The sequence below is a fragment of the Arcobacter sp. F2176 genome (genome assembly GCF_004116465.1).
Lineage (GTDB): Bacteria > Campylobacterota > Campylobacteria > Campylobacterales > Arcobacteraceae > Arcobacter > Arcobacter siniprincipis.
Map to the genome: position 1 here is coordinate 1 of NZ_PDJV01000027.1, position 25176 is coordinate 25176.

20 protein-coding genes and 1 pseudogene are annotated in these 25176 nt (G+C 27.5%); 4 read left to right on the forward strand and 17 right to left on the reverse strand.

Features of this window, described 5'->3' with window-relative positions:
* The coding region (locus CRU95_RS15140) for a fumarate hydratase C-terminal domain-containing protein (RefSeq protein WP_164969811.1) at positions 1-131 on the forward strand (131 nt) is incomplete at its 5' end.
* 29 nt (positions 132-160) lie between these two features.
* Here the strand turns inward: CRU95_RS15140 and CRU95_RS15145 are convergent.
* The 4 genes from CRU95_RS15145 to CRU95_RS15160 all read right to left on the reverse strand — a co-directional run bounded on the left by CRU95_RS15145 (position 161) and on the right by CRU95_RS15160 (position 3630).
* A complete protein-coding gene (locus CRU95_RS15145) occupies positions 161-616 on the reverse strand; it encodes a NifB/NifX family molybdenum-iron cluster-binding protein (RefSeq protein WP_129101961.1) in 456 nt (151 codons plus the stop codon).
* A 140-nt stretch (positions 617-756) separates the two neighbouring features.
* On the reverse strand, positions 757-1890 hold the full coding sequence (cydB, locus tag CRU95_RS15150; RefSeq protein WP_129101962.1) for a cytochrome d ubiquinol oxidase subunit II: 1134 nt from the start codon (positions 1888-1890) through the stop codon (positions 757-759).
* A gap of 1 nt (position 1891) precedes the next feature.
* Complete coding sequence (locus CRU95_RS15155) at positions 1892-3418, reverse strand: cytochrome ubiquinol oxidase subunit I (RefSeq protein ID WP_129101963.1); 1527 nt, start codon at positions 3416-3418, stop codon at positions 1892-1894.
* Between the two features lie 2 nt (positions 3419-3420).
* A complete protein-coding gene (locus CRU95_RS15160; RefSeq protein ID WP_129101964.1) occupies positions 3421-3630 on the reverse strand; it encodes a DUF4492 domain-containing protein in 210 nt (69 codons plus the stop codon).
* 208 nt (positions 3631-3838) lie between these two features.
* Here CRU95_RS15160 and CRU95_RS15165 point away from each other — a divergent pair, with 208 nt between their 5' ends.
* Positions 3839-5953, forward strand: coding sequence for a cache domain-containing protein (locus tag CRU95_RS15165; RefSeq protein ID WP_129101965.1), 2115 nt, complete (start codon positions 3839-3841; stop codon positions 5951-5953).
* Positions 5954-5956: 3 nt separating this feature from the next.
* Here CRU95_RS15165 and CRU95_RS15170 read toward each other — a convergent pair whose 3' ends face one another.
* Together CRU95_RS15170 and CRU95_RS15175 are read right to left on the reverse strand one after the other, a co-directional pair.
* Positions 5957-8926, reverse strand: a complete 2970-nt coding sequence (locus CRU95_RS15170) for a DEAD/DEAH box helicase (RefSeq protein ID WP_129101966.1) — start codon at positions 8924-8926, stop codon at positions 5957-5959.
* Between the two features lie 2 nt (positions 8927-8928).
* Positions 8929-9261 carry a hypothetical protein gene (locus tag CRU95_RS15175; protein ID WP_258238735.1) on the reverse strand — a complete coding sequence of 111 codons (333 nt, stop codon included), beginning with the start codon at positions 9259-9261 and terminating at the stop codon, positions 8929-8931.
* A gap of 176 nt (positions 9262-9437) precedes the next feature.
* Between CRU95_RS15175 and CRU95_RS15180 the strand changes: the two genes are divergently transcribed.
* Positions 9438-11705, forward strand: a complete 2268-nt coding sequence (locus CRU95_RS15180) for a methyl-accepting chemotaxis protein (RefSeq protein ID WP_129101968.1) — start codon at positions 9438-9440, stop codon at positions 11703-11705.
* A gap of 76 nt (positions 11706-11781) precedes the next feature.
* On the opposite strand, the gene CRU95_RS15185 is transcribed toward CRU95_RS15180, so the two are convergent.
* Positions 11782-12489, reverse strand: a complete 708-nt coding sequence (locus CRU95_RS15185) for a DUF445 domain-containing protein (protein ID WP_129101969.1) — start codon at positions 12487-12489, stop codon at positions 11782-11784.
* 120 nt (positions 12490-12609) lie between these two features.
* Between CRU95_RS15185 and CRU95_RS15190 the strand changes: the two genes are divergently transcribed.
* Complete coding sequence (locus CRU95_RS15190) at positions 12610-14316, forward strand: GNAT family N-acyltransferase (protein WP_129101970.1); 1707 nt, start codon at positions 12610-12612, stop codon at positions 14314-14316.
* Between the two features lie 17 nt (positions 14317-14333).
* On the opposite strand, the gene CRU95_RS15195 is transcribed toward CRU95_RS15190, so the two are convergent.
* From CRU95_RS15195 to CRU95_RS16675, 10 genes and pseudogenes are all read right to left on the reverse strand, one after another.
* Complete coding sequence (locus CRU95_RS15195) at positions 14334-15962, reverse strand: cation:proton antiporter (protein ID WP_129101971.1); 1629 nt, start codon at positions 15960-15962, stop codon at positions 14334-14336.
* A 7-nt stretch (positions 15963-15969) separates the two neighbouring features.
* Complete coding sequence (locus tag CRU95_RS15200; RefSeq protein ID WP_129101972.1) at positions 15970-18090, reverse strand: DEAD/DEAH box helicase; 2121 nt, start codon at positions 18088-18090, stop codon at positions 15970-15972.
* Positions 18059-18517 carry a polymer-forming cytoskeletal protein gene (locus CRU95_RS15205; protein ID WP_129101973.1) on the reverse strand — a complete coding sequence of 153 codons (459 nt, stop codon included), beginning with the start codon at positions 18515-18517 and terminating at the stop codon, positions 18059-18061. The genes CRU95_RS15200 and CRU95_RS15205 overlap by 32 nt, the downstream gene beginning before the upstream one ends.
* Positions 18463-19377 (reverse strand): M23 family metallopeptidase, encoded by a 915-nt coding sequence (locus tag CRU95_RS15210; protein ID WP_129101974.1) that lies wholly within the window; start codon positions 19375-19377, stop codon positions 18463-18465. The genes CRU95_RS15205 and CRU95_RS15210 overlap by 55 nt, the downstream gene beginning before the upstream one ends.
* Complete coding sequence (locus CRU95_RS15215; protein ID WP_129101975.1) at positions 19361-20530, reverse strand: folylpolyglutamate synthase/dihydrofolate synthase family protein; 1170 nt, start codon at positions 20528-20530, stop codon at positions 19361-19363. The genes CRU95_RS15210 and CRU95_RS15215 overlap by 17 nt, the downstream gene beginning before the upstream one ends.
* Positions 20520-21050: an LPS assembly lipoprotein LptE gene (gene lptE / locus CRU95_RS15220; RefSeq protein ID WP_129101976.1), complete on the reverse strand. Its 531-nt coding sequence runs from the start codon at positions 21048-21050 to the stop codon at positions 20520-20522. Before lptE ends, CRU95_RS15215 begins: the two co-directional genes overlap by 11 nt.
* A gap of 2 nt (positions 21051-21052) precedes the next feature.
* Positions 21053-23518, reverse strand: a complete 2466-nt coding sequence (gene leuS / locus CRU95_RS15225; protein WP_129101977.1) for a leucine--tRNA ligase — start codon at positions 23516-23518, stop codon at positions 21053-21055.
* Positions 23518-23862, reverse strand: a complete 345-nt coding sequence (locus CRU95_RS15230) for a DUF6394 family protein (protein WP_013134466.1) — start codon at positions 23860-23862, stop codon at positions 23518-23520. Before CRU95_RS15230 ends, leuS begins: the two co-directional genes overlap by 1 nt.
* Positions 23863-23954: 92 nt before the next feature.
* A complete protein-coding gene (locus tag CRU95_RS15235; protein ID WP_129101978.1) occupies positions 23955-24413 on the reverse strand; it encodes a hypothetical protein in 459 nt (152 codons plus the stop codon).
* Between the two features lie 114 nt (positions 24414-24527).
* Positions 24528-25176: pseudogene (locus tag CRU95_RS16675) on the reverse strand (hypothetical protein); the annotation flags it as partial.

The window sequence follows — 25176 nt, forward strand, 5'->3', positions numbered from 1 at the left end:
TAGCATTTGAAGAACTTGGTATGGAAGCTATATATGAATTTGAGGTTAAAGACATGCCTGTTACTGTAGCTGTTGATACTGAGGGTACTTCTATTCACACTACTGGTCCTGCTAAGTGGAGAACTATTTAAAAATTTAGTACAAAGCGAGAAGCTTTGTACTATTTATTTAAAAAAACATATGGATTTTGAGCTACCATTTTTTTATGACAACTCTTTTTAGTTTCACCTTCATGTGAATGTGAATGACAAGAAGAACTTTTATCTCCTTTATGTTCTTTAACTATTTTTTGAAGTTCATCTATTGATAACTCTTTTAAACTATTAGTTGTATAGTTTTCTAATACCTCATTTGTAGTAACTCTATCATTACCTGCATACAATACTTTTATAGGCGTTTTAGAAATAGCTTCAAAAGGTTTAGAACCCATCTCTTTTATTACTATTGTATCTACGCCTTTTTCATTAAACCAATTAATAAGTTTTGAACCTTTTCCATATGGATTTTCTTCAACACTTAAATTTTTGCCATCAAAAAAAGCAAAATATTTTGCTTTACCAAACAGTGGTGATACCGCTGCATTTTCTTTATTTGTTTTTAGAGGGAATGTAATCATTTTATTGTCCTTTTTATATATTATTTTGTATTAAATCTATATTTTCTTTATATTATGTTCTATCAATTTAAAAGAAATATAAATCACCAGAGGCCAGGAAACAAGCCAAATAATTGAACTTAAATACTCCATTTTAACTCCTAATATTTATGAGTATGAGAATTTTCCATCTCATCTTTAGTTATTTTCACTTTGTCCATTTGATACCAAGCATAAGTTATATATGCCAAAACAAAAGGAACAATTAGTGAAACATAAGACATAGTAGTCAAAGTATAATGACTTCCTGAACTATTTTGAATAGTCAATGAACTTTGAATATCATAAAATGAAGGGTAATATGAAGTTCCATTTAATCCAACATTTAAAAATAAAGCCATTACAGTTAATACGATACCAACACCAGCTGTTTTGATACAACAAGTTTTATTAAAATGAATGGTCATAAAAACTGCAATTATAACCATCAACAAGCCTATTAAGAACATTCCTAAAACTATTGGCATTTCTACAAAATTATATAAATATTTGTACTCTTGATAATATACCAATCCATTATTATCATAAGCAAAACCACTTTTACTCAAAAGTAAATATAAGAAAATCAAAAAGAAAAATAGAAAAAAAAGCATATCAATTTTTATACTTCTTATTGCTCTTTGTTTTATGGTTTCATTATCAATATTATTTATAAAATATAAGGCTCCTGAAATTCTCACTAGAAAAAATAGTGCAAAACCTAAAGATAGATTAAATATATTACTTGCAGCTTCTAATCCTCTATATGAGCCATGCCAATGTGAGAAATTATTTGTATCCACACTAAAGCTTGAACCAGAAAAAAAAGTAGCTATTGCAATTCCTAATAAAATCACACCTACACTTCCATTTATAAAAAGGAACAACTCATAAACTTTTTGCCCTAAAAAATTATTAGCTTTTTTTCTAAATTCATAACTTACCGCTTGAATAATAAAACAAAATAAAATTGCCATCCATACCCAATACGCTCCACCAAAACTTGTAGAATAAAATAAAGGAAAAGCAGCAAAAAGTGCTCCACCAAAAAGTACTAATGTAGTAAAACCTAATTCCCATTTTCTACCAAGAGAATTTATAAGCATAGTTTTTAACGTCTCATCACCCTTTGATAATCTCCCCAATAGTGTTTGACCACCTTGAACAAACATAATAAAAGCAAATAAGCCACCTAAAAGTGAAATTATTATCCACCAATACTGTTGTAATTGAAGTAAAGTAAGATTTTCAAACATATTAATGTCCTCCCTCAAAACCAAGAGATATTTGTTTAAGCATAATCTTTATCTCAGCTACAAGAAGCAATGTAAATAAAACAGCAAACAGAAAAAAGGTTGCTTGTACACTTGTAGATGAGATATCAGTAACAGCAATTCCAACTGGCATCAAATTTTGTATAGCCCAAGGTTGTCTACCAACTTCAGCAACTATCCAGCCTGCTTCACTTGCAATATATCCTAAAGGAATAGAGACTATTGAAAATATTAAAAGAAGTTTATATTTTGATATCTCTCTTTTTATACTAAAAAATAAAATCAAAACAAAAAGAAGGAAAAACCATGTTCCAAGAGCTACCATTGTATGAAAAGAATAAAATGTAATTGCAACAGGAGGAACAACATCTTCTGGTTTTTTCAAATGTCCATACCCAAAGTATTTCATGTTTTTTTCTAAAATAGACTTACTTGTTAGCTGACTTACCATATCACCACTTTTTTTTGCTTCTTTGTACTCTTTTAGAGCATCAATTGCAATTTTTCCTTTTAGCATTTTTGACTTAACAGATTCGATACCATATTTTTCATTTCCATAAACCAAATCTTTTAAACCAGGAACAAAAGAATCTATATCATGAAAAGCCAAAAAAGAAAGGGCATAAGGAGCATTGATTTCAAATAAATAACTCTCTTCATCATTATTTAAATTCTTCTTAGGATTTAAAATACCAATACCTGTTATTCCAGCTTTCTCTTTACCCTCATATAAACCTTCCATTGCTGCTAATTTTACAGGTTGTTTTAAAGCAACTTGGTGGGCTGATTCATCTCCCGTTAATAAAATAAATATTGAAGTGATTAGTCCAAAAGTAGCACCAACTATCATTGATTTTTTTGCAAATTTGGTTTCTCTTTTTTTCAATAAAAACCAAGCAGATACTCCTACTACAAATAAAGAAGCCATAATATAACCACTTGAAATTGTGTGTAAAAATTTTGTTATGGCAACTGGAGATAAAATCACATCCCAAAAATTATTCATCTCATTTCTAACTGTATCTGGATTAAATTTTACTCCAACAGGATATTGCATCCAACCATTTGCTACTAAAATCCACAAAGCACTTAAATTTGAACCAATGGCTACAAGCCAAGTTGAAAGAAGATGAAATTTTTTACTTACCTTATCCCAACCAAAAAACATAACAGCAAAAAAAGTTGACTCCATAAAAAATGCCAAAAGTCCTTCTATTGCTAAAGGAGCGCCAAAAATATCTCCAACAAACCACGAATAATTTGCCCAATTAGTTCCAAATTCAAACTCCATAATAAGACCAGTTGCAACCCCTATAGCAAAGTTTATAGCAAATAATCCCATCCAGAATTTTGTTGTTTTTTTCCAAAATTCATCGCCAGTTTTTACATAAATAGTTTCCATAAAAGCTATGATAAATCCTAATCCTAAAGTTAATGGAACAAAAAGCCAATGATAAATAGCGGTTAATGCAAATTGAGCCCTAGACCAATCTACTAAATGTGCTTCCATATTTAGTCCTTTGTGATATTTTTATATACAAAATTTATTTTTTCTTTAGTGGTTTTATATTCACTATTTAATGATTTGTCATAAATATAAAAATTTAGAAGAGTTATAATTACAATTAATTTTATAATTATGATTTTCCATAAAGTTTTACCTATAGTTAGACTTTTAAAGCCATCAATATAAAATTTGAAGATTCTTAAATAATTGTACATTTCTTGATTCTTTAATAATTTAAACTTATTATTTTTTTGTAAGTATACAACTTAAATATTAATTTATTATAAATAATATTATTATCTAAGCTTATAATAAAAGAGAAAATATGCTATAAAATTTTATTTATTCACATGTCAAATTACTATTTTTATACCTTTAATACCTATTTTATAATATAATATATAAAATTATAAAAGTCTTGAAATGAAATTATCTAACTTAATCTTAAAAGCCATTTTTTACACAGCTATAATATCTACATTTCTTGCATTTACAATTAGTACATTTTTTGAATACAAAAATTTCTTAAAAGAAAGTGAACAAATTAGAAGTGATTTTATTAATCAAAAGAAAAATGAAATAAAGCGTGAAGTAAATAAGATGTATGACTATATATCATATAATGAAAAAAATATTAAAATAAAAACAAAAGAGAAATTAAGAAATAGAGTTAATGATGCTTATTTAATTGCTTACAAGATATATAATAAATACAAAAATACAAAAAATGAAAAAGAGATTCAATATCTTATAATAACTTCACTTGAGAATATTACTTATGAATCAGATACATACTTTTTTATTAATTCAAATCAAGGCCGAGCAATACTTTTTAATAAAAAATCTTATTTAGAAGATAATAAAGATATTTGGAATTTAAAAGATGAAAAAGGAAATTATTTTATCCAAAAACAAAGTAATATCGCTTTAAATAAAAAAGAGGGTTTTGTTGATAACTATTTTATCAAACCCAATACTGATGATAATAAATCATATGATAAATTGTCCTTTATTAAACTATTTGAACCATATAATTGGCATATAGGAATGGGGTTTTATATCGATGACCTTACTAAGGAGAGTAAAAATGAAGTATTAAAATATATTGCTTCAATTAGATATGGTAAAGATGGATATTTTTTCATTAACACTTTAGATAAAAAAGCACTAATTCACGATGGAAAAGAAGCCATTCCACCTATAGAATATCCAAATGAATCCCTGTTTAAAAAGCAACTAGAGGCATTAAAGAATCCTGATGGTGGATTTTTCTTTTATAAATTTAAAAAATTGAACTCTGCTGATGAAAAGTATGAAAAACTAGCATTTGTAAAAGAGTATGCAAAATGGAGATGGATTATTGGTACAGGTTCATATATGGATGAACTTGATAATGAATTATTAAAAAAACAAAATCAATTGAAAAATGCAATTTTTACAAAATCGAGTATTATTCTTTTAATATTTGTTTTTTTATTTATTCTTATTTACTTTGTATCTAAAAGAATAACCTCTTTTATTGAATCAAATATAATAAATTTAATTTCGCTTTTTAATTCAGCTTCTTCAAATCTGAAAAAAATAAATTTAGATAAATTTTCTTTTACAGAGTTTAGAACTATTGCAAAAAAACTAAACAAAACATTGAAACTTAGAAATAAAGCAGAAAAAAGAGTTCGAGACCTTTTAGAAATTGTTAATAAAAATGTAATCATATCAACTACAGATGCTAAAGGTAAAATAACAAGTGCTAATGATTCATTTTGTAAAATATCTGGGTATGCAGAAGAAGAGTTAATAGGTAAATCACATAATATAGTTCGTCACCCTGGTATTCCAAAAGAGACTTATAAACAGATGTGGAAAGCTTTATTAAATGGTAATATTTGGGAAGGTGAATTAAAAAATAAAAATAAAAATGGTGAAATATATTGGGTAAAAATAACTATTTATCCAACTTATCATAAAGGGAAAATAAAAGGTTATACAGGAATAAAACAAAATATAACAGATAAAAAGAGAGTTGAATATCTATCAATAACAGATGAGCTAACACAAACATACAACAGAAGATACTTTAATACAAAAATTGAAGAAGAAATAAACAGAGCAAAAAGAAATAACTATTTTCTTGCTTTTATTATGTTAGATATTGATTACTTTAAACTTTATAATGACACGTATGGACATCAAAAAGGAGATGAAGCGCTTGTAAAAGTTTCTGAAATATTAATTAAAAATACTGCAAGAGCAAGTGATTTTGCATTTAGATTAGGAGGAGAAGAGTTTGGGATTCTTTTCTCATATAAAAATGAAGAAGAATCCTTAGCATATGCAAATTCAATTAAAAATGAAATTGAAGCTTTAAGAATTGAACATAAAGCGAATAAAATAAGTCCTTACTTAACTATTTCAATTGGATTAGTTGTTACAAAAGGAGAAAAACTTCAAAGTGCTGATAGTGTTTATAAATTAGTCGATGAAGCACTTTATAAAGCAAAAGAAACTGGTAGAAATAAGGTATGTATAAGTATTTAAGAATTATTTTCTTAAATACTTTAAAGCCGTGGCAATAATATCATCATCATCTTTACTTGGAGATTTGATTGTCTCTTTTGTATCATCATTTTTAGTGAAAGTTACATTCATCTCGTAACTTGATACCGTTTTTATCTCTTTTTGTAAAGCTAAAACTTTTATCATAATTAGTTCTAAAAACTGTTTTGTTGGAGTATCTGGTTTCCCAAATCTATCTTCCATCTCTTCTTCAATTTCATAAATAGCTTCTTTTGATTTTGCTTTTCCAAGTCGTCTATAAAGTTCAAGTCTTACTCTATCTTCTACTATGTAATCACTTGAAATAAACGCAGAAATAGCAAGTTTTATATCTACTATTTGACTCTCTTCTTTTGATTCTCCACTAAGTGTTGCTAAGGTATCTTCTAACATCTTAAGATATAGCCCATAACCTATTTGTTTGATATGTCCACTTTGAGCTTCACCTATGATATTACCACCACCTCTTATTTCTAAGTCTTGGTGAGCTAAGGCTGTTCCACTTCCTAAGTATGAGTTCGACTCTAAAGCCAATAATCTTTTTATGGCATCACTTGTGATTTTTTTCTTATCTTCCACTATAAAATAACAAAAACCTTCTTTATGCCCTCGCCCTACTCTTCCTCTTAGTTGATGTAAATCTGCTATTCCAAATCTATCTGCACCATCAATTATCATAGAGTTTGCATTTGGCAAGTGAAGTCCTGATTCTACTATTGAAGTTGCAAGTAAAATATCAAATTTACCATCGTTGAAATCTTCGATTAATTTTTCAGCTTTTACTTGTGTAATTTTTGAGTGAATCATCTCAATTTTTATATTTGGAATAAGATCTTCCATATCTGCTTTTTTTGCTTCCATTGAGGCAATATTATTATGCACATAAAAAAGCTGTCCACCTCTTCTTTTTTCCCTTAAAACTATCTCTTTTATAAGTTTTTCATCAAACTCTTTTACATAAGATCTAACACCTAATCTCTCAGTTGGAGGAGTTAAAAGTGAACTCATACCTTTTAGTTTTGACAAGGCTAAGTTTAGAGTTCGTGGAATTGGAGTTGCACTCATTGAAAAAATATGAACATCTTCTCTTAGTTCTTTTAATTTCTCTTTTTGTTTTACACCAAACTTGTGTTCTTCATCAATCACAACCAAAGCTAAATCTTTTGTTTTAATATCAAGTAAAGAGTGAGTTCCAACTACTAAATCTATATCTCCACTTTCTAATGCTTTTTTAACATAAGTTTTTTCTTTTGCAGTTGTTTTTCCATCAAGTTGAGCCATTCTTATCCCAAATCCATCAAACCTTTTTTTCATACTATGAAAATGTTGAGAAGCCAACAAAGTAGTAGGACATACAAAAAGAGCTTGATATCCATCTAAGATAACTGCTAAAAGTGCATTCATCGCAACTTCTGTTTTACCAAAACCAACATCACCAGAAAGTAATCTATCCATCACTTTTCCACTACTTAAATCATCAAAGAGTTCATTTATACTTCTTTTTTGATCTTTAGTATAATCAAAACCGGCACTAGTGCTAAAATCTTTTAATATCTTTTTATCACAATTTATTTTTATGCCATTTACAAGTTCTCTTGCAGCTGCTAATTTTATAATATCATTTGCAATTGCAAAAAGTCTATCTTTTACTTTATCTTTTAGTTTTGCAAAACTTCCCTTACCAAGTGTATCAACAACAGCATAAGAACTACCATCTGCCACATACCTATCTATTAAATCTATATTTTCAACTGGTATTAAAAGTTTATCTTCATTTGCATATGCAACTATTACAAAATCTCTTTTTGCACCCATTACAACAACAGGTTCTATTCCTTTATACTGTCCAATACCATGTTGTTCATGAACTACATAGTCATTTACAAGAAGTTCATCAAGTACAAGCTTAATTTTCTTTTTTCTTTTTTTCTTTATCTCTTTGTTAAGTGATATAATGACCTCATCATCACTTACTAAATTTATAATATATGGTTCAAAAACATACTTGATATTTTTATCACTTAGTTCTAAATCAAAGCTTTTTACCTTAGCTTCAGTACTTGAAATGATTATATGTTTTTTACCTTCATGAAAACTCAAAAACTCTTTTATATTTGCAGGTTCTATTTTTTGGTATTTTTTCGCTTTTGGTATTTTCGGTAGAGTTAAAAACTTCTCTTTATCGATTCTTTTTGCTTCAAAGATATATGCTTCATCAAGTTCATCAAGGGCAGTATAAGTAATATATGAAGTAAACTTAGAAGGCAAATACTCTCCCAAATCATCCAAATACCAAAACCCTAAAGAGTGAATATCTTTTATAAAAGCATCACTTTGTACAGTTTCAAGCTCTTCATTTATCCTATTTATCTCTTCTTCATTCAAAGCTAAAAATGCAGGAGTAATATTAAAAAAGTCTATCTCTTCTTTTGATGATTTTTGATCTTCAATATCAAACTCTCTGATACTTTCAACCTCATCATCAAACAAACTTACTCTAAAACCTTTATTTGCTCCTAAAGGACAAATATCAAGTATATCACCTCGAAGAGAGACTTCTCCCTCACTTGTAACAATATCTACAAAATAATATCCCCAATTGTAAAGTTTATCTTTTAATTTATCCAAATCAATAGTTGAAGCAAACTCTATTTTAAAAGAGTCAAAACACTTCTCAACTGGCATTTTATATGAAGCTGTTCGTAAGGGTACAACTAGAACTTTATTCTCTTTCTTATAAGAGTAAAACTCATTTAAAGTTTTTGTGATATTTTGTAATTCTTCTGAAAAAGAGAGTAAGTCATCTCCAAAATTTGCTCTAAAATCAGCTAATACAAAAGGTTTTTTTTGATTATAAGATAATACATCAGAGGCTTCTTGTGCCTCTTTATCATCACTTACTATTAAAAGTTTACATTCATTTTTCTCTTTAAAAAATTCAAATAAGCCGTTCAATACTACTTAACCTCTTCAAAATCATTTGTAGTTTTGTCATAAGTATATGGAGGGTATGGTGTTTCATTAAGTAAAAAAACCATATTACAAGAGTCAAACTCGGTTTTTTGTAAACCTTTTTTAAATACTTCTAAAATATATGCTTTTGTAGAAAATGTTGTTGTACTTGAAATCCCAGTATAAACAAACTCTTCCTCTGGAACTATTTTAAATCCCTCTTTTTTTAAGTGCTTTTCAAACTTCTCTTTATCTTTTAAATTTTCTACTTCTAATATAACTACTAATTCAATATTTTCCAATTTATCTCCTAAAGGTACTACTTTAAAATAATTCATACTATTTTTTTTAAAAAGTATTGTATTTAAATAAGCATTAATTTGAGGTTTAAAATTTAAAACAAGGGAAGAATAAAACTTCCTTTTATAATTATTCTTTTAAATTTTAAATATAATTATAATTATGCATATATTTTTTATATATATTAAATTAAACTTATTAAAAGGAATCTACAATGAGGAAAAAATCTAGTTTTGGAAAGAAACTCCTAATAAAAATACTTGGAACCGTTTTTGTTGTTTTAACTCTTGCTTCACTTGCAATTGTTAACTTTTCTTATAAAGCTGCACAAAAAGATGCAGAAGCATTTAGAGAAACATTTGCTTCAAAAAATGCAATTGAAATTAAAAGCGAACTTGATACAGCAATTTCTGTTGCACAAGCTTTTGCCGCTAGAATAGAATCATCTGCAGTTAATAATACACAAATAGACAAAGATGAAATAATTTCTTTGCAAAAATCTATTTTAAATGAAAATAAAACTATTAATAGCATTTGGTATAGTCCTAAATATGGAGAAAAACTAACTCCTAAAATAGAAAATCCCCAAGCTGGAACTGTATATGATAAGCTTGGAATTTTTCATCCATTTACTTCAAAATCAAAAAATGGAATAGTAGTTGCTTCAGGTGCTCCTTATGATGAATCAAAAGGATGGATTAAAGGACCTAAAGATGCTGGTAAGCCTTTTATAACAGCACCATACTATTGGAAAATTGATGGAGTTGAAGAATTATTTATAACAGTTGGTATTCCTATGTATAAAGATGGAGAATTTATTGGTTCTGCTGGAATTGATTTTCTTTTAAAAGGTTTATCAGACTTAGCTTCTCGTGTCAAATTATATGAAAATGGATATGGTTTTATTGTTGATAATAATGGAATAATAATAGGGCATCCAAAAGAAGAAGTTCAAAATAAGAAACTACTTGATATTGTCAAAAATGATAAAGATTATGTAGAGATGCTTGAAAAGAGTAAAAAAGGAGAGAATTATTTCTTCTTTAAAGATTCATTTATCACTGGGCAAACATCGGTTTATTATTCTCAACCATTTAATGTGAAAGATACAGGTACAAATTGGACTTTTGTTATCTCTGCTCCAAAAGAAGAGTACCTTGCAAATGCTAATTTTATTAGAAATATATCAATCATATCTTCGCTAATAAGTCTAATTATAATTGCAATAATTATTCTACTTTCAATTAAACAATTAAATATTTACCTTAAAAAAATATCATTTGGCTTAGAAAGTTTTTTTGAATTCTTAAATACAAAAAAATCTGCAACAAAAGAGATTGATATAAATACGACATGTGAATTTGGAAGAATGGCTCACTCTATTAACGAAAATGTAGAAAAAATAAAAACATCTACACAACAAGATATGGCTCTAATTGATGATGTTAAAGGTATCGCAAGTACTATTACTCAAGGAAAATTTGATAGTAGAGTAACAAAAATAACTTCTACTGATTCATTAAATGAATTAAAAGATATTTTAAATCATATGTTAGAACAATTGGAAAATCAAGTTGGTAAAGATATAAATAAAATTATTCATACCCTAGAGAGTTATTCAAATAGAGATTTTACGATAAAACTTGGAGCTAATTCTGGTAAGATAGGTAAAGAAATTATTCACATGAATGAAATGATTACAAAAATGTTACAAGATAGTCAAGAAGATGGTGTTTCTTTAAAACAAAGTGCTGATAATCTATCAAATAGTGTTAGAACAATTAGTAGCAATGCAACTAAACAAGCTGCGTCATTAGAAGAAACAGCTGCTTCAATTGAAGAAATTACAAGTAATATTGAACAAACAAATATTAAAGCACAACAGATGCATTCAATATCAAATGAGACAAAAGATTCAGCTACTAAAGGTAAACAATTAGCAACAGATACAGCAACTTCCATGGATGATATAAATAATACAGTGCTAAATATAAGTGAAGCTATAACTATGATTGATCAAATAGCATTTCAAACAAATATTTTATCTCTAAATGCAGCAGTTGAAGCTGCAACTGCAGGAGAAGCTGGAAAAGGTTTTGCAGTTGTTGCACAAGAAGTGAGAAACTTAGCTTCAAGAAGTGCAGAAGTTGCAAAAGATATAAAAAATTTAGTTGAAACTGCTACAGAAAAAGCTAATAATGGTAAAAATATTAGTTCTAATATGATTGAAGGATTTACTACTTTAGAAAATAGAATTATAGAAACGAGTAACTTAATCAATGATGTTGCAGCAGCGGCAAACGAACAAAACTTAGGAATACAACAAATTGCAGATGCAGTTAATATGTTAGACAAAGTTACACAAGAAAATGCAGCTATTGCAGAAGAAACAAATGATATTGCAAAGAAAACTAAAGAGATATCTGACAATGTTGTTATAGGAGTAAATAAAAATAATTTTAATGGTAAGAATTTAGCTTAATATTTATTCTAAATTTTTACAGTAAGCTTATGTGAAAAACACTTATAAAAAAGTGTTATTCACATTTATATAAATACTACCTTACTGTAGTTGAAACTAATCCAATAAGACCGCCAAAGACTCCACCCCAAACAACTAACCAGCCAAGGTGCTCTTTAATCATCTTTTGAACAATCTCTTTAACCATCACAGGAGTTAATTCTTCTAGTCTACTATTTACTATTAAGCTAACCTTCTCATAAATGTCATCACTGATATTTGATGTGCCTAAACTTTCGTGTAAAGAGTTTTGAAAAGATTCATTCTTTGAAATAGTAACAATGGCACCTTTTAGTTTCCCTACAAAAGGCTCTTTTAAAGGCTCTAAAGCAGACTCTCCTCCAAATATTCCTAACATATTTCCAAATGGAGATTCTAAAACTGCTTGTTTTAGTGAGTCAAAAGCTGGTGTAAAATTTGTTTTTTCTAATATTGGAGATAAGTCAAAATTTGATTTTTTTGAAGTAAGCTCTTCTTCAAAGAATTTTTGCAAATTTTCTTTTGTAAAGAATTGTTCCATTATTAAAGAATGAATTCCTTTTTTGAACTCTTCAAATCTATTTTCAACGACACCAGAACCATATAAAAAAGGAACTTTTTCAAAAAGCATATGAATTGCTAGAGCATTTGTTATAGCTCCACTTAAAGCAAAAAGTCCCACCATAAAAAGCATATCTTGTTTTAAAACAAAACCTAAAATAACTACCAATAAAGATAATAAATTTGTAACTAATGATTTGTTCAAAAACCTCTCCTTTAACTTTTTTGTGGAGTTTACCATAAACAAACAAAAGAAAAAAGAAAAAAAAGAGTAACCATCATGTAATCATTTAAATATAAAATATCAAATAACAAAAGGACACAAATGGTTAATGTAAAAAAAGAGATAAAGAAAAAATTTCCAAAGCTTGATTTAGAATCATCTTTTATAAATAAATCTTTAATTTCACTTGCAAAAAAAGTAGTACATGAAGACTCTATTAATGAGTTTTTACAAACAAATGCCCACAAAAAAGGTTTTGAATTTGTAGATGCTGTTTTAGATAATTTTGATTTTGACTATACTGTTTCTAGTAATGATATACAAAATATACCAAGTTCTGGGAAAGTGGTAATCATAGCAAATCATCCTTTAGGGGGATTAGATGCTTTATGTTTATTGAAACTTGTAGGAAAAGTTAGAAAAGATGTAAAGATTGTTGCAAATGATTTTTTAGCGGGAATTGAAGCACTTAGTTCTTTATTTGTACCAATTGATAATTATAAAAGAAGACAAAGTAAAAAAGATATCAAAGCTATCTATGATGCACTAAATAATGATGAAGCTATCATAATCTTTCCAGCAGGTGAAGTTAGCCGAGCAACACCAAAAGGAATAAAAGATCCAGTATGGAGTAAAGGTTTTTTAAGTTTTGCACAACATTGTAATGCACCGATTTTACCAATATTAGTTGATGGTAAAAACTCTAAAATATTTTATACAATTTCTATCTTGAATAAGACATTTTCAACTCTGCTTTTATCCCATGAAATGTTTAAAAAAAAATCAAAAAGAATAAGTATAAAAATTGGTGAGATTATTCCAACAGAAAATATTATGCCAAAAGGAATAGATAAAAAATATCTTTTAACTTTATACAAAAAACACTTATATGCACTAAGAAAAGGTAAAAGATCTTTTTTTGTAACTCAAAAGGCAATTGCTCACCCTGAGAGTAGACAAGACATCATGAATGAATTAAAAAATTCAAAGATTATTGGGGAAACTTCAGATGGTAAGGTTATATATTTATATAACTATACTGATGATTCAATTGTCTTAAAAGAGCTTGGAAGACTAAGAGAATTGTCTTTTAGAAGTGTGGGTGAAGGAATAAATAAAAAAAGAGATACTGATAAATATGATATTTATTATGAACATATTATTTTATGGGATAGGGAAGCTTTAGAAATTGTAGGTTCTTATAGAATTGGAAATGGTAAATTTATAAATAGCAATTTAGGAGTTTCTGGATTTTATTCAAGTACCTTATTTGAGTATAAAGATGAATTTCTTACTTATTTAGATGATTCAATTGAACTAGGAAGAAGTTTTGTTCAACCAAAATATTGGGGTAGTCGTGCCTTAGATTATCTTTGGTATGGGATTGGTGCATATTTAAAAACTTATCCGCAAATAAAATACATGTATGGCCCTGTATCTATTTCAGCCTCATTACCTAAGATTGCAAAAGATATGCTTGTATTTTATTATTCACACTATTATTCAAGTGAAAAAGTTCTATTAGAATCAAAAATTCCATATCAATACTCTATTGATTTAAAATCACTAAAAATGATGTTTGAATTAAATGATAAAAAAAATGATTTTAAAATATTAAAAACAGCCCTTTCAAATATGGGAATTGCAGTACCAACACTATATAAACAATATTCTGAACTTTGTGAAGAAGGGGGAGTAAATTTTCAAGGCTTTAATGTAGACCCTGATTTTTCAAACTGCGTAGATGGTCTTATTGTGGTTGAAATAGATAAAGTAAAAGATAAACAAAAATCTAGATATATGAAATAAGATACTTTATAAGTATCTTATTTATGTGAAAAATCTATACTACAAACTTTAGTTTCATCAACTAAAGCTTTTGCGACTACTTGGTCATCAACAATTATATGTTCTAAGTGTAAACCTTCTAAATTTTTCATATCTTCTGTTTTTGTAATTTTTACTATTGTTTTAGTATTTTTTGTCAATTCATTAATACTTTCACAAACAATTCTTAATTGTGCTGGATTATCAATGGCTACTATAATGGCACAAGAGCTTCTAATATTTACAGATTCTAAAATATGTTTGTGTGCTGCATTTCCAAAAATAATAGGTTCATTATCATCTTTTCCCATTTTATAGAATAAAATTTTGTTTTCTATAATAATATAATCATTATTAAGCTCTTTTAGCTCCCGTACAATCTCTTGTCCCAAGTGCCCATACCCAAGAACTACTACATGCCCTTTTAAATCTTTATCAACAGCTAGAGTGTTAGTAGTATCCATAATATCATCTGGTAATAAAGAACTTGCAATCTTTGATAAGTTTTTAAGTGCAAGGGGAGTTAAAATCATTGATAAAACAATAGTTACAATTAAAATTTGTGTATGAGTTGCATTTAACAAGTTTGCACTTCTTGCTAACTCTAATATTGCTAGGGAAAATTCACCTATTTGAATCAATGAAAAAGCAGTTTTAAAAGCTACTCTTTTTGTATCATCAAGTCTAACTATTAAATAAATTATGCAATATTTTAAAACCATCAAAATAGGTAATAAAAGTAATATTGTAAATAAATGTAAATAAATTATTTCAAAATTTATTTGCATACCAACAGTTACAAAGAATACCCCTAATAACAAATTTCTAAATGGGATAAGATCTGATTCTACTTGATGTTTAAACTTTGTCTCTGAAATCATCATACCAGCAATAAAAGCTCCAAGTGAATAAGAAAATCCAAAATAGTGAGCCATATATGAAGCTCCTATTGCTATTAATAAAACAGATCCCACAAAAAGTTCTTCTGAGTTTGTTTCACTAACATGAGTTAAAAATGGCTCAAGTAAATATTTTCCACTTAAATATAATATTCCAATCAAAATAACCGCTGCAATAGTTGTTTGTAAAACTATGTATAAAACACTATTTTCAGAGTTTGTTGTAAAAATCGATATCATTAAAAGTATTGGGATTACTGCAATATCTTGCATAATCAAAATTCCCAAAACCCTTTGTCCATGTCTTTTTTTAATATCTCTAGTTTCATTGTATGTTTTTAAAACAATAGCAGTTGAAGATAAAGATAAGGCTGTTCCTATTATCATAGAAGTTTGAAAATCAAAATTTAAAATGTAAAAAGAGATAAGAACAACAATTAATGTTGTAACAATAATTTGTAAAGTTCCTGTGAAAAATACTTCTCTTTTCATTCGTATTAGAGCATTTACTGAAAATTCTAATCCAATTGTAAACATTAAAAATACTACACCAAATTCCGCAATCTCTTTTAAATCATGATTATTAACTGCTGTTTCATGTAAGCCAAATAAATAAGCTATGATTGTACCTGTGAATATATAACCAATAATAGTTGGTAATTGGAATTTCTTCAATAATAAGTTCACAAATATTGCAATAAAAATTGTAGCTACAATTATTCCTAACATATAAATCCTAATAAATTTTATAATGCATTTGTTTATACCCTTCAAGCCTTTTTTTAAAGGTTGAATTTAACATTGCATTTTTTGAGTCAAGCAAGTCAATTGCTAAACACTCCTGTCCATCTCTCCCTACTCTACCTAAGTATTGAACCAATCTTCCATAATAAGAAATTGGTGTTGCAAAAATTATTGTATTTAGATGAGGAAAATCTATTCCCTCTCCAAAATAAGAAGTTGTGGCAAGAATTAAATTGCTGTTTTCTATTTGTTCTAAATTCTCTTGTTGCTCTTTTTTACTCAAACTTCCATGTATACTAACATATTTTAAATTATTTTTTATTAATAATTCTTCTAAAATATTTATGTGTTCAATTCTATCTGTTAAAATCAATATCTTTCTATTAGTGTACTGTTTTACTTCATTTATAATCAATTCATTTCTATTTTTATCTATTGTAATTTCATTGATTAATTGAGCATAATTATCTGCTTGACTTTTAAAATCAGTATTTATAACTTTTATTCTATGAGTAAGTGTTCTTTTTTTCTTATATTCATATGATATTTGACCTAATTGTTGAAAAAGTATTGGCTCTAAACCATCTTTGCGGTTGGGTGTTGCACTAAGCCCTAAGACATATTTACCACAAAAAAGTTTTATTATTAACTCAAAAGTAACAGCTGGGATATGATGACACTCATCAACTATTACAAAGGAGTAGTTATTTATAAGTTCTGGTTGGTTTTTCAAACTTTGCATGGTAGCAATATCAAGTTTTCCAGTTAATTTATTTTTACTTTTACCTAAAAAACCTATATCCTTTTTATTCATTCCAAAATAATCAACAAATCTTTGAATCCATTGATCTAAAAGCATATTTTTATTTACTATAATTAAAGTATTTACACCTCTTAACTCTATCATCTTGGCACCAATTAAAGTTTTACCAAAACCAGGAGGTGCAACACAAATAGAAAAATCTTTTTTAATTACTTTTGATATAGCTAAATTTTGATCATCTCTTAGTTCATATTTTACTTTTGGATATTCTTGTTTATTTTCTACTCTTTTATCATCAATTGTGTATTTAACACCATTTTGTTTTAGAATTCTTAAAACAAAACCTAAAACTCCCCTTGGAAGTTTTAAATAGATTTCATCTTCTTCATAGTTTTTTATCTGTTTTGGAGTATTAAAAAGTGGTTTTCTTAAACTCAAAAGAATCTTTATTTGAGGATTATCAAAAACGGCTAAATTTTTCAATTCATTTAAAAATGATTTTGATAGATTCTTACTTTTAATATACACATAATCATATATTGTGATATTTAATGAAAAGTTTGGATACTCAACAGCATTTTCATTTTGTTTTTCCCAACTTTGAAGAGTTCTTTGTTCATTTGATTTTGCTATTTTTAATACTAAATTCTTTGGTATTTTTTGTACATTTTCCAAATAATTCCATTGATCTTCAAAGGGCAGTAAACTATTACAATCAAAAAAGACAGTTTTATTACTCTGTCTTAATTTTAAATGCAAAGGTAATTCAATATATGAACCAAAATTTGAACTATTGACAAAATCTACATTTGGATATATTTTTGCACTTATATTTGCATTTTTGATTATATTTTGCAAAAACTCTTTTGTATCACGAGCTTGAATATTCTCTTCATAAAAAAACCAAACCAAAATATCATTATATGAGTCAAACTGATAATTGCCAATTAAATTTAATTGTAGTAAAGTTGCTTCTAATTTTGAAATATCATTTTTTGAGATTTTTAAAACACCATATTTACATTGGTTGCTTATAGAAATATTATAAGTTGAAAGTTGTACTTTACCCCTTAAATGTTGTTCAATATCTTCATTTAAAAGAGGTAAATAATCACTTCCTTGGAAAGTTTTAGTAACTGGGAAATAAGACTCTTTTGAAGAGTCTTTACTAACCCATTTTTTTAAGTATACATCTGCTCTAGAAATAAACAAAGCTCTAAATAAATCAATCTTTTCATCTTTATTTAACTCTTTTTTATTTAGTTCTTTTTCTAATAGAGCTATCTCTTTTTCAATATTTAGTTTGTCTTCGTAGAGCTTACTTAATCTTTTCTGTAGTTGGTTTTTCATATGAAATATCTTCTTCTTTTGTTGATACAAAACCACCAATTCTATTCTCTATTTCATTATATCTACTTTTCAGTTCAGAATTTCTTCGAATAACTCTTCCCTCAAATTTAGCATCTTCTTCGATAATCAAATCATTATAAGTAAAATCACCAATAACTTTTCCTGCTGCTAATACTTGCATAACATTACAATCAATCTTACCATCAAAAAAACCACTTACAACTACATGATTTGCTTTAATATCACCGATTACTTCACCTGTTTTCCCAATTGAAATTGCATCAGCTTCAAGTATTACACCTTCAAATTTTCCATCTATATGAACTGTACCTTGAGTAGAAATCCCACCTATGATGCAAGTTCCTTTAGCGATTATAGTTGCTCCAGCTTCTGTTGTTCTTTTATCAGATTTACCAAATACTCCCACTGTACTCTCCTTTGTTTACTAAATATTGATTCATATTTTTTCAAATTCCAATCTATGAAATCCCTAGGATTTAAGACCATACTTGCATATCTTACTTCATAGTGCAAATGTGGACCTGTACTTCTTCCAGAATTTCCAGTCATACCTATGACCTGATTTTTTTTAATTACATCACCAAGTTTAACTTTAGTAGCACTTAAATGTGCATATACTGTTTCAAATCCAAAATTATGTGAAAGAATTATAACTCTTCCATAATCTCCTGTATTCTGTGGTTGAACATACCTAACAACTCCATCTGCTGTTGCAAAAACTGAAGTTTTAATGTGTGCTCTTAAATCAATTCCCCTATGAAATTTCTTTTCATGGGTTATTGGATGAATACGATATCCAAAATTAGCTGATACACTAATTCTTTGTAAAGGAGCACCATTTGGAATAGTTGATAACATATACATTTTTTGAGCTGGTGTTATTTTAGTTAAAGTTGCCTTTGTAATTGCTATTTGTTCATTTGCATCTCTATTTAAACCAACTATTTCTTCAATACTATCTAATTTACTACTAAGTTCTTCGATGTCTTTAACTTTACCCTTGATTTTCATTGAATAAAAAAGATTTTGAGCTTGTAGTTTCTTTTCTTTTTCTGTCAGAAGTGATATTTCTTTCTCTTTTTTACTTTTAAAATCACTAATTTCATTTGATAAAAAAGAGATAAACCAAAAAGAACCTGCAATTACAATAAAGGCAACTATAATTGCTATAAAAATTATTTTTTTAAAAAGTTGATGAATATTGTAGGATTTAGTACTATTTACATCAGAAACTGTAATTACTAATCTATTATTTAATATCTTCATCTAAACTTTTCTCAATTTTCAAAAATTTTTCAATTACCAAAAATGAACCAAAGATTAAATACTCTTCATCTTCATTTATTTCATTTTTAAATACATCTGTTATTATATTCAATTTAGCACAAACATTCATTAAATCACTCTTTTTTACTACTCTTTTATCATCTAAAGGTAGTATATACAACTTTTTTATTATAGGATTTAATATTTGTAAAACTTTTTTATAATCTTTATCTGCATAACTATTATAAACTAAATTAATTTTCTTATTTTTAAATTCTTCCAAAATGCTTCTTGCGGCAAGAGGATTATGTCCCACATCTAAAGTAATATTATTTTTATACTTTTCACATCTACCATTTAATTTCATAGTTTCAAATTTTTTGACATCTACATCAAAATTTAAATATTTTAGTGCACTTATTACTAAAGAGATATTTTTTAATAAATATTTTGGGAAAAAGTTTTTTAAACTACTTACATCAATTTTAAAATCATCAAGGTATAGTAACTTTATATTTCTTTCTTGTTCAATAGTTTTTGCATGTAAATAGACTTCATCATGTATTTGAGAGCCGACAATCATTACTTTATCACAAGCACGCATTTTTGTTAAAGAAATTTCTTTTATACTATTTCCAAGAAATGATTGATGATCTAAGTCAATGGTAGTTATAAGTGACAAATCATTTATAGCAACATTTGTAGCATCAAATTCTCCTCCAAGTCCAGCTTCTAAAATAAGATAATCTCGGTTAGAACTTAAATAAAAAGCTAAAAGTGTTGTGTACTCAAAATATGTTAATTTTTCTAGTAAATGGATATCTAAAATATTTTGTAAAAAAAGATGAGCTTCATCAAGTAGTGAATCATTTACATCAAAATCATTTATCCAAATTCTTTCATTAAAGTTTGTTATATGGGGAGAGCTATAATGTAGAACATCTTTACCAATACTTGTTAAGTATTTAGCTAAAAATCTTCCAGTGCTTCCTTTTCCATTTGTTCCAACAATATGTACAAGAAAGGGCAATTTTATGCTTTTTCTTAAAACTTCAAAAGAGTTTTGTACTATGGTAAAATCTATTTTATCATAGTACATAGTTTTATATTGTAAAAACTCTTTTAAAGGTATTTCTTTAAAATTAATCTTCAAGGTCAGGTTTTTTAAATGATAATATTGCTATTTTCGAAATAACTTCATCCAAAGCTTTTGAACTTGCAGCCTTAATTGCTTCAAATCTTTTACTATCAGAAATTGTTCCACCACTATCAATAGAAAAATCATAAGTACCAGAAACATTAAAATTTCTTTTTAACTTTTCTTTTATATTGTTATATTGAACATTTATAGTTGATGTTGCTTTATATAGTTTTGAGTAACCATCAGTATCGTACTGTAAAGTAGAAAAACCAGTAGAGTTTAATCTTATTACAACAATTGTATCAGCTAGTTCTTTATTATTCACTAATTTTGCATCTAATTTATGAACCAATAGTTCATTCATAGCATCTTTTATCAATACTGAGTTTTTTGGATCTTCTATATTAACTTTTAAGTCAACAAATACATTTCCTTGGATCTCTTTTTTTGCATAATATGAACCTGGTTTATAACCGCAAGCTACAAATACAAACCCAATCAAAACTGCTAATACAACTGATTTTAATCTCATAATTATCCCTTAATTACTAAGTTTACCAATTTATTTGGAACAACTATTTCTTTTATAATTTCTTTACCATCAATCCATTTAGAAGATGCTTCTTTAGCTATTTCTAAAACTTCTTCTTTTGAAGCATTTGGGGCAACTTCTATCTCTGCTCTTTTTTTACCATTTATAGTGATAGCTATTGATATAGTATCAGATACAAAAACCTCTTCTTTTACTTTTACATCATTATTGAAATTTTTTAATTCAAATAGCTCATTTGATAATTCCCAACAAAGATGAGGAATAATAGGTTCTAAAATATTTGTTAAAATATAATATCCCTCTGCCCAAACTGTTTTATTATCTTGTGCATTTAAAGCGTTTAAGGCTTCCATTGAGGCTGCAATTAATGTATTGAAGGCATAAGTTTTAGAAAATACTTCATTTGACTTTTGCAGAGCTTCATATACTTTTTTTCTAGCTTCTTTTTCTTCTTTGCTCAAAGAATCATGGTCAATTGAATTTATTTCATCTATTGAAATACCTTCAGCCATTTCAACTTTTGCTGTAAATCTTTTGATAAATTTAAATGCTCCATCAACGGCGCTATCATTCCAATCAAGTTCTTTAGTAGGAGGCGCAGCAAAAAGCATAAATAGTCTTGCAGTATCTGCTCCATATTTTTCAACAATTTTATCAGGATCTACAACATTGCCTTTAGATTTTGACATCTTTGCACCATCTTTTAAAACCATACCTTGAGTAAGAAGTCTTTTAAATGGCTCTTTTGAGTTTGTATATCCTAGTTTATTTAAAGCTTTTGTGAAAAATCTAGAATAAAGAAGATGTAAAATTGCATGTTCAATTCCACCAATATATTGGTCAACATCCATCCAATAATCACTATCTTCTTTTGCAATACCTACACTATTCCATTTTTTATTATTTGTTGCATATCTTAAAAAATACCAAGATGATTGAACAAAAGTATCAAGAGTATCTGTTTCCCTTAATGCTGGTTTACCACATTTTGGACAAGATGTGTGTTTCCATGTTGGGTGATTATCTAATGGATTTCCTTCACCTGTAATCTCAACATCTTCTGGTAAGGCAACTGGAAGGTTTTCAAGTTTTTCAGGAACTAAACCACAAGAATCGCAATGAATAAATGGAATCGGTGCTCCCCAATATCTTTGTCTAGAAACTCCCCAATCTCTTAGTTTATAATTAACTTTTTTTGTTCCAAAAGAGTTTTGTTCAAAATGATAAATTATTGCTTTTTGTGCTTTTTTATTATCTAAATTTGTAAAACCTTCTGAATTAATAAGAGTTCCAGATTCAGTATAAGCTTCTCTCATATTTGAGATAATACCCTCTTTCCCTACAATTACTTGATTAATTGGCAAGTCATACTCTTGTGCAAATTCAAAATCTCTTTGATCATGGGCAGGTACAGCCATAACTGCACCACTTCCATAAGATACTAATACAAAGTTTGCAACCCAAACAGGAATTGTTTTTCCAGTTAGTGGATGAAGAACATCTAATTCTAAAGAAACACCTTCTTTAGGCATAATTGATCTATCTCTTTCGCTTACTTTTTGCATAGCTTTTATTTTATTTAGTTTATTTTCATCTAATAATTCATTTTCTACTAAATATTTTACTATTGGATGTTCTGGTGAAAGTGCTGTATATGAAACTCCATAAATAGTATCAGGTCTAGTTGTAAAGACATCAAATGAAGCAAAGTTTTTATTTAATTTGTATCTTGCATCTTTTGTAAGTTCAAAACTAAACTCTAAACCTTCACTTCTTCCTATCCAGTTTTCTTGCATAGTAAGAACTTGTGATGGCCATGAACCTTCAAGCTCTTTTAAATCATCAAGTAACTCTTGAGCAAATTTTGTTATTGCCACATAATAACCTGGCATCTCTTTTTGCTCAACAGGAGTACCACATCTCCAACAACACCCATCTTCAAGTTGTTCATTTGCCAATACAGTTAAATCATGTGGACACCAATTTACTGTAGTTGATTTTTTATATAAAAGTCCCTCTTCATACATCTTGATAATAAACTCTTGTTCCCATCTTGTATAAAGTTCATCACTAGTAGCAAATTCTCTGTTTTTTGAAAAACTTAAACCTAAACCATTAAGCTCTTTTCTCATATAGTCTATGTTTTCATAAGTCCATTTTTTAGGATGTAGTTTGTGTTTGATAGCAGCATTTTCAGCTGGCATTCCAAAACTATCCCAACCAATTGGATGTAATACATTGAAATTTGATTTTCTAAAAAATCTAGCAAATGCATCACCTAAACAATAATTTCTAACATGTCCCATATGTATCCTACCACTTGGGTATGGAAACATACTTAAAATATATTTTTTATCTTTTTTTGTATCATCACTTGGTTCAAAACTATTGTTTTCTAACCAGTAGTTTTGCCATTTTTTTTCTATCTCTTGTGGATTATACTCCATTAAAACTCATCCTTTTCCTGACTTTTTGCACTTTCTATTAGTGCTAAGGCTATTGAGAATATATTTGCAACAATTGCTCCAATAGCAAGAGCTATAGCCAATCTTTCATCACCCATAAAAGTAAGAACCATAAATGCAGGTATCAAGTGTAAATCAGCAACTAAAGAACTTGCAAGTAATTCTGCAGATAATAAGTTTCTAACACCTAATTTTAAAATAGTAGATATTACATTAACCCCAGCTGCTAAAAATAGTGCTAAAGAGTTTGGTTCATATAAAAACCCTGCCGTTGTAGTTAAAGACATTAGTGAAAAGAATATATAGGTTACTTTACCCCAATCCATGATTATCCTTTTAAAGTATTTCTAAAAGCAATTATAATAGCTAAAGTATGATAAAAAAGCTCTTTTATAGTTCTAAAAATTAGAACTATAATTTATAAATTTTTTGTAGTCCGAAGGGATTTGATGAGTTGGTATATCAAATAGAAAATTATTATCTTGAAAAATAATTGAATAATCAAATTTATTCCCGTATCACTTTGAATCAATCTAAATATATTTATGTTTTTTATAAATAAATCAAAAACAAAATCATGGGTAGTAATCAAATAAACTCCAATAAATCCAAATAAAATAAGATATAAAATAGAAGTCTTATCCCAAAATACAAGATTATACATACACAACCAAATATATATAGTAACTATCAAGCCAATAATTATTTCTGAATAAACCCCATCTGGAATATGCATCATAATATCAGGTGATTGATGCACAAAAGAGTATTCAATCATAGTTGCAAGTATTTCAAATATAACTATCCAAAATAACGCTAAACTCCAACTCTCAGAGTTGTTCGAAGTTATCTTATCAAAAGTAGTTCTAATGTTCATGTACTTTTCCAATATAATATAAATTTTTTATCTTATATTCTATACTCTTATTTTTAAAATTATATTAAAATAGTAATCAAATTTTTAGTTTGTATTAATAAACAACATTATAAATCACTTCCGTCTTGTATTTTGTCTTATGGAAATAATAAGTTGGTAGATTAGATATGCGATTATTATTTTGAAGATTAGTGTGCCAAAAGTTAATTCATCTTTTCCTGTCATTATAGAAAATGGGTTTATTGTATTAGCAAAAAAAGTTAAAAACTCATCTGATGTTTCATAAGCATAAAGTAAATAAAAATAAAAAAGTAAAAATACTGATTTTATTTCATCCTTCTTTTTGCAAATATTATCAACAAATATTCCTATTAATATTAGACAAAATAATCCAATAAATTTTATAAAATCAAAATGAATAAACTTATTTTCAATTTGTACTGTAAAAAAATTAAAAAGAGAAAAAGCAAAACCTAATGTTAAAATCCAATATAAAGCTAGTACCCAATCTTGTGAATGATTAGAACTCCAGGCATGAATTTTAAATACTAACCATTCAAATGATTCCTTATTAAACTCTAATTCTTTTTCCCGTTCTTTCATTTCTAAAGCATAAAATTTATTTGCTTCAATAATATTGTTTTGTTGTTCAAAAGAATCTTTTATTATTCTTGCTGTTTCACGATTTTTTACACTAATAGAATTACTACTCCTGAATTTATTGTAATTTTCTTTTATATTAATATTATTATCAAAATTAATA

What these genes read in the sequence shown, in the direction of transcription:
- CRU95_RS15145 (WP_129101961.1), bottom strand. Translation starts at nt 616, where the DNA reads ATGATTACATTCCCTCTAAAAACAAATAAAGAAAATGCAGCGGTATCA.
- cydB (WP_129101962.1), bottom strand. Translation starts at nt 1,890, where the DNA reads ATGTTTGAAAATCTTACTTTACTTCAATTACAACAGTATTGGTGGATA.
- CRU95_RS15155 (WP_129101963.1), bottom strand. Translation starts at nt 3,418, where the DNA reads ATGGAAGCACATTTAGTAGATTGGTCTAGGGCTCAATTTGCATTAACC.
- CRU95_RS15160 (WP_129101964.1), bottom strand. Translation starts at nt 3,630, where the DNA reads ATGTACAATTATTTAAGAATCTTCAAATTTTATATTGATGGCTTTAAA.
- CRU95_RS15165 (WP_129101965.1), top strand. Translation starts at nt 3,839, where the DNA reads ATGAAATTATCTAACTTAATCTTAAAAGCCATTTTTTACACAGCTATA.
- CRU95_RS15175 (WP_258238735.1), bottom strand. Translation starts at nt 9,261, where the DNA reads ATGAATTATTTTAAAGTAGTACCTTTAGGAGATAAATTGGAAAATATT.
- CRU95_RS15180 (WP_129101968.1), top strand. Translation starts at nt 9,438, where the DNA reads ATGAGGAAAAAATCTAGTTTTGGAAAGAAACTCCTAATAAAAATACTT.
- CRU95_RS15190 (WP_129101970.1), top strand. Translation starts at nt 12,610, where the DNA reads ATGGTTAATGTAAAAAAAGAGATAAAGAAAAAATTTCCAAAGCTTGAT.
- CRU95_RS15195 (WP_129101971.1), bottom strand. Translation starts at nt 15,962, where the DNA reads ATGTTAGGAATAATTGTAGCTACAATTTTTATTGCAATATTTGTGAAC.
- CRU95_RS15200 (WP_129101972.1), bottom strand. Translation starts at nt 18,090, where the DNA reads ATGAAAAACCAACTACAGAAAAGATTAAGTAAGCTCTACGAAGACAAA.
- CRU95_RS15210 (WP_129101974.1), bottom strand. Translation starts at nt 19,377, where the DNA reads ATGAAGATATTAAATAATAGATTAGTAATTACAGTTTCTGATGTAAAT.
- lptE (WP_129101976.1), bottom strand. Translation starts at nt 21,050, where the DNA reads ATGAGATTAAAATCAGTTGTATTAGCAGTTTTGATTGGGTTTGTATTT.
- leuS (WP_129101977.1), bottom strand. Translation starts at nt 23,518, where the DNA reads ATGGAGTATAATCCACAAGAGATAGAAAAAAAATGGCAAAACTACTGG.
- CRU95_RS15230 (WP_013134466.1), bottom strand. Translation starts at nt 23,862, where the DNA reads ATGGATTGGGGTAAAGTAACCTATATATTCTTTTCACTAATGTCTTTA.
- CRU95_RS15235 (WP_129101978.1), bottom strand. Translation starts at nt 24,413, where the DNA reads ATGAACATTAGAACTACTTTTGATAAGATAACTTCGAACAACTCTGAG.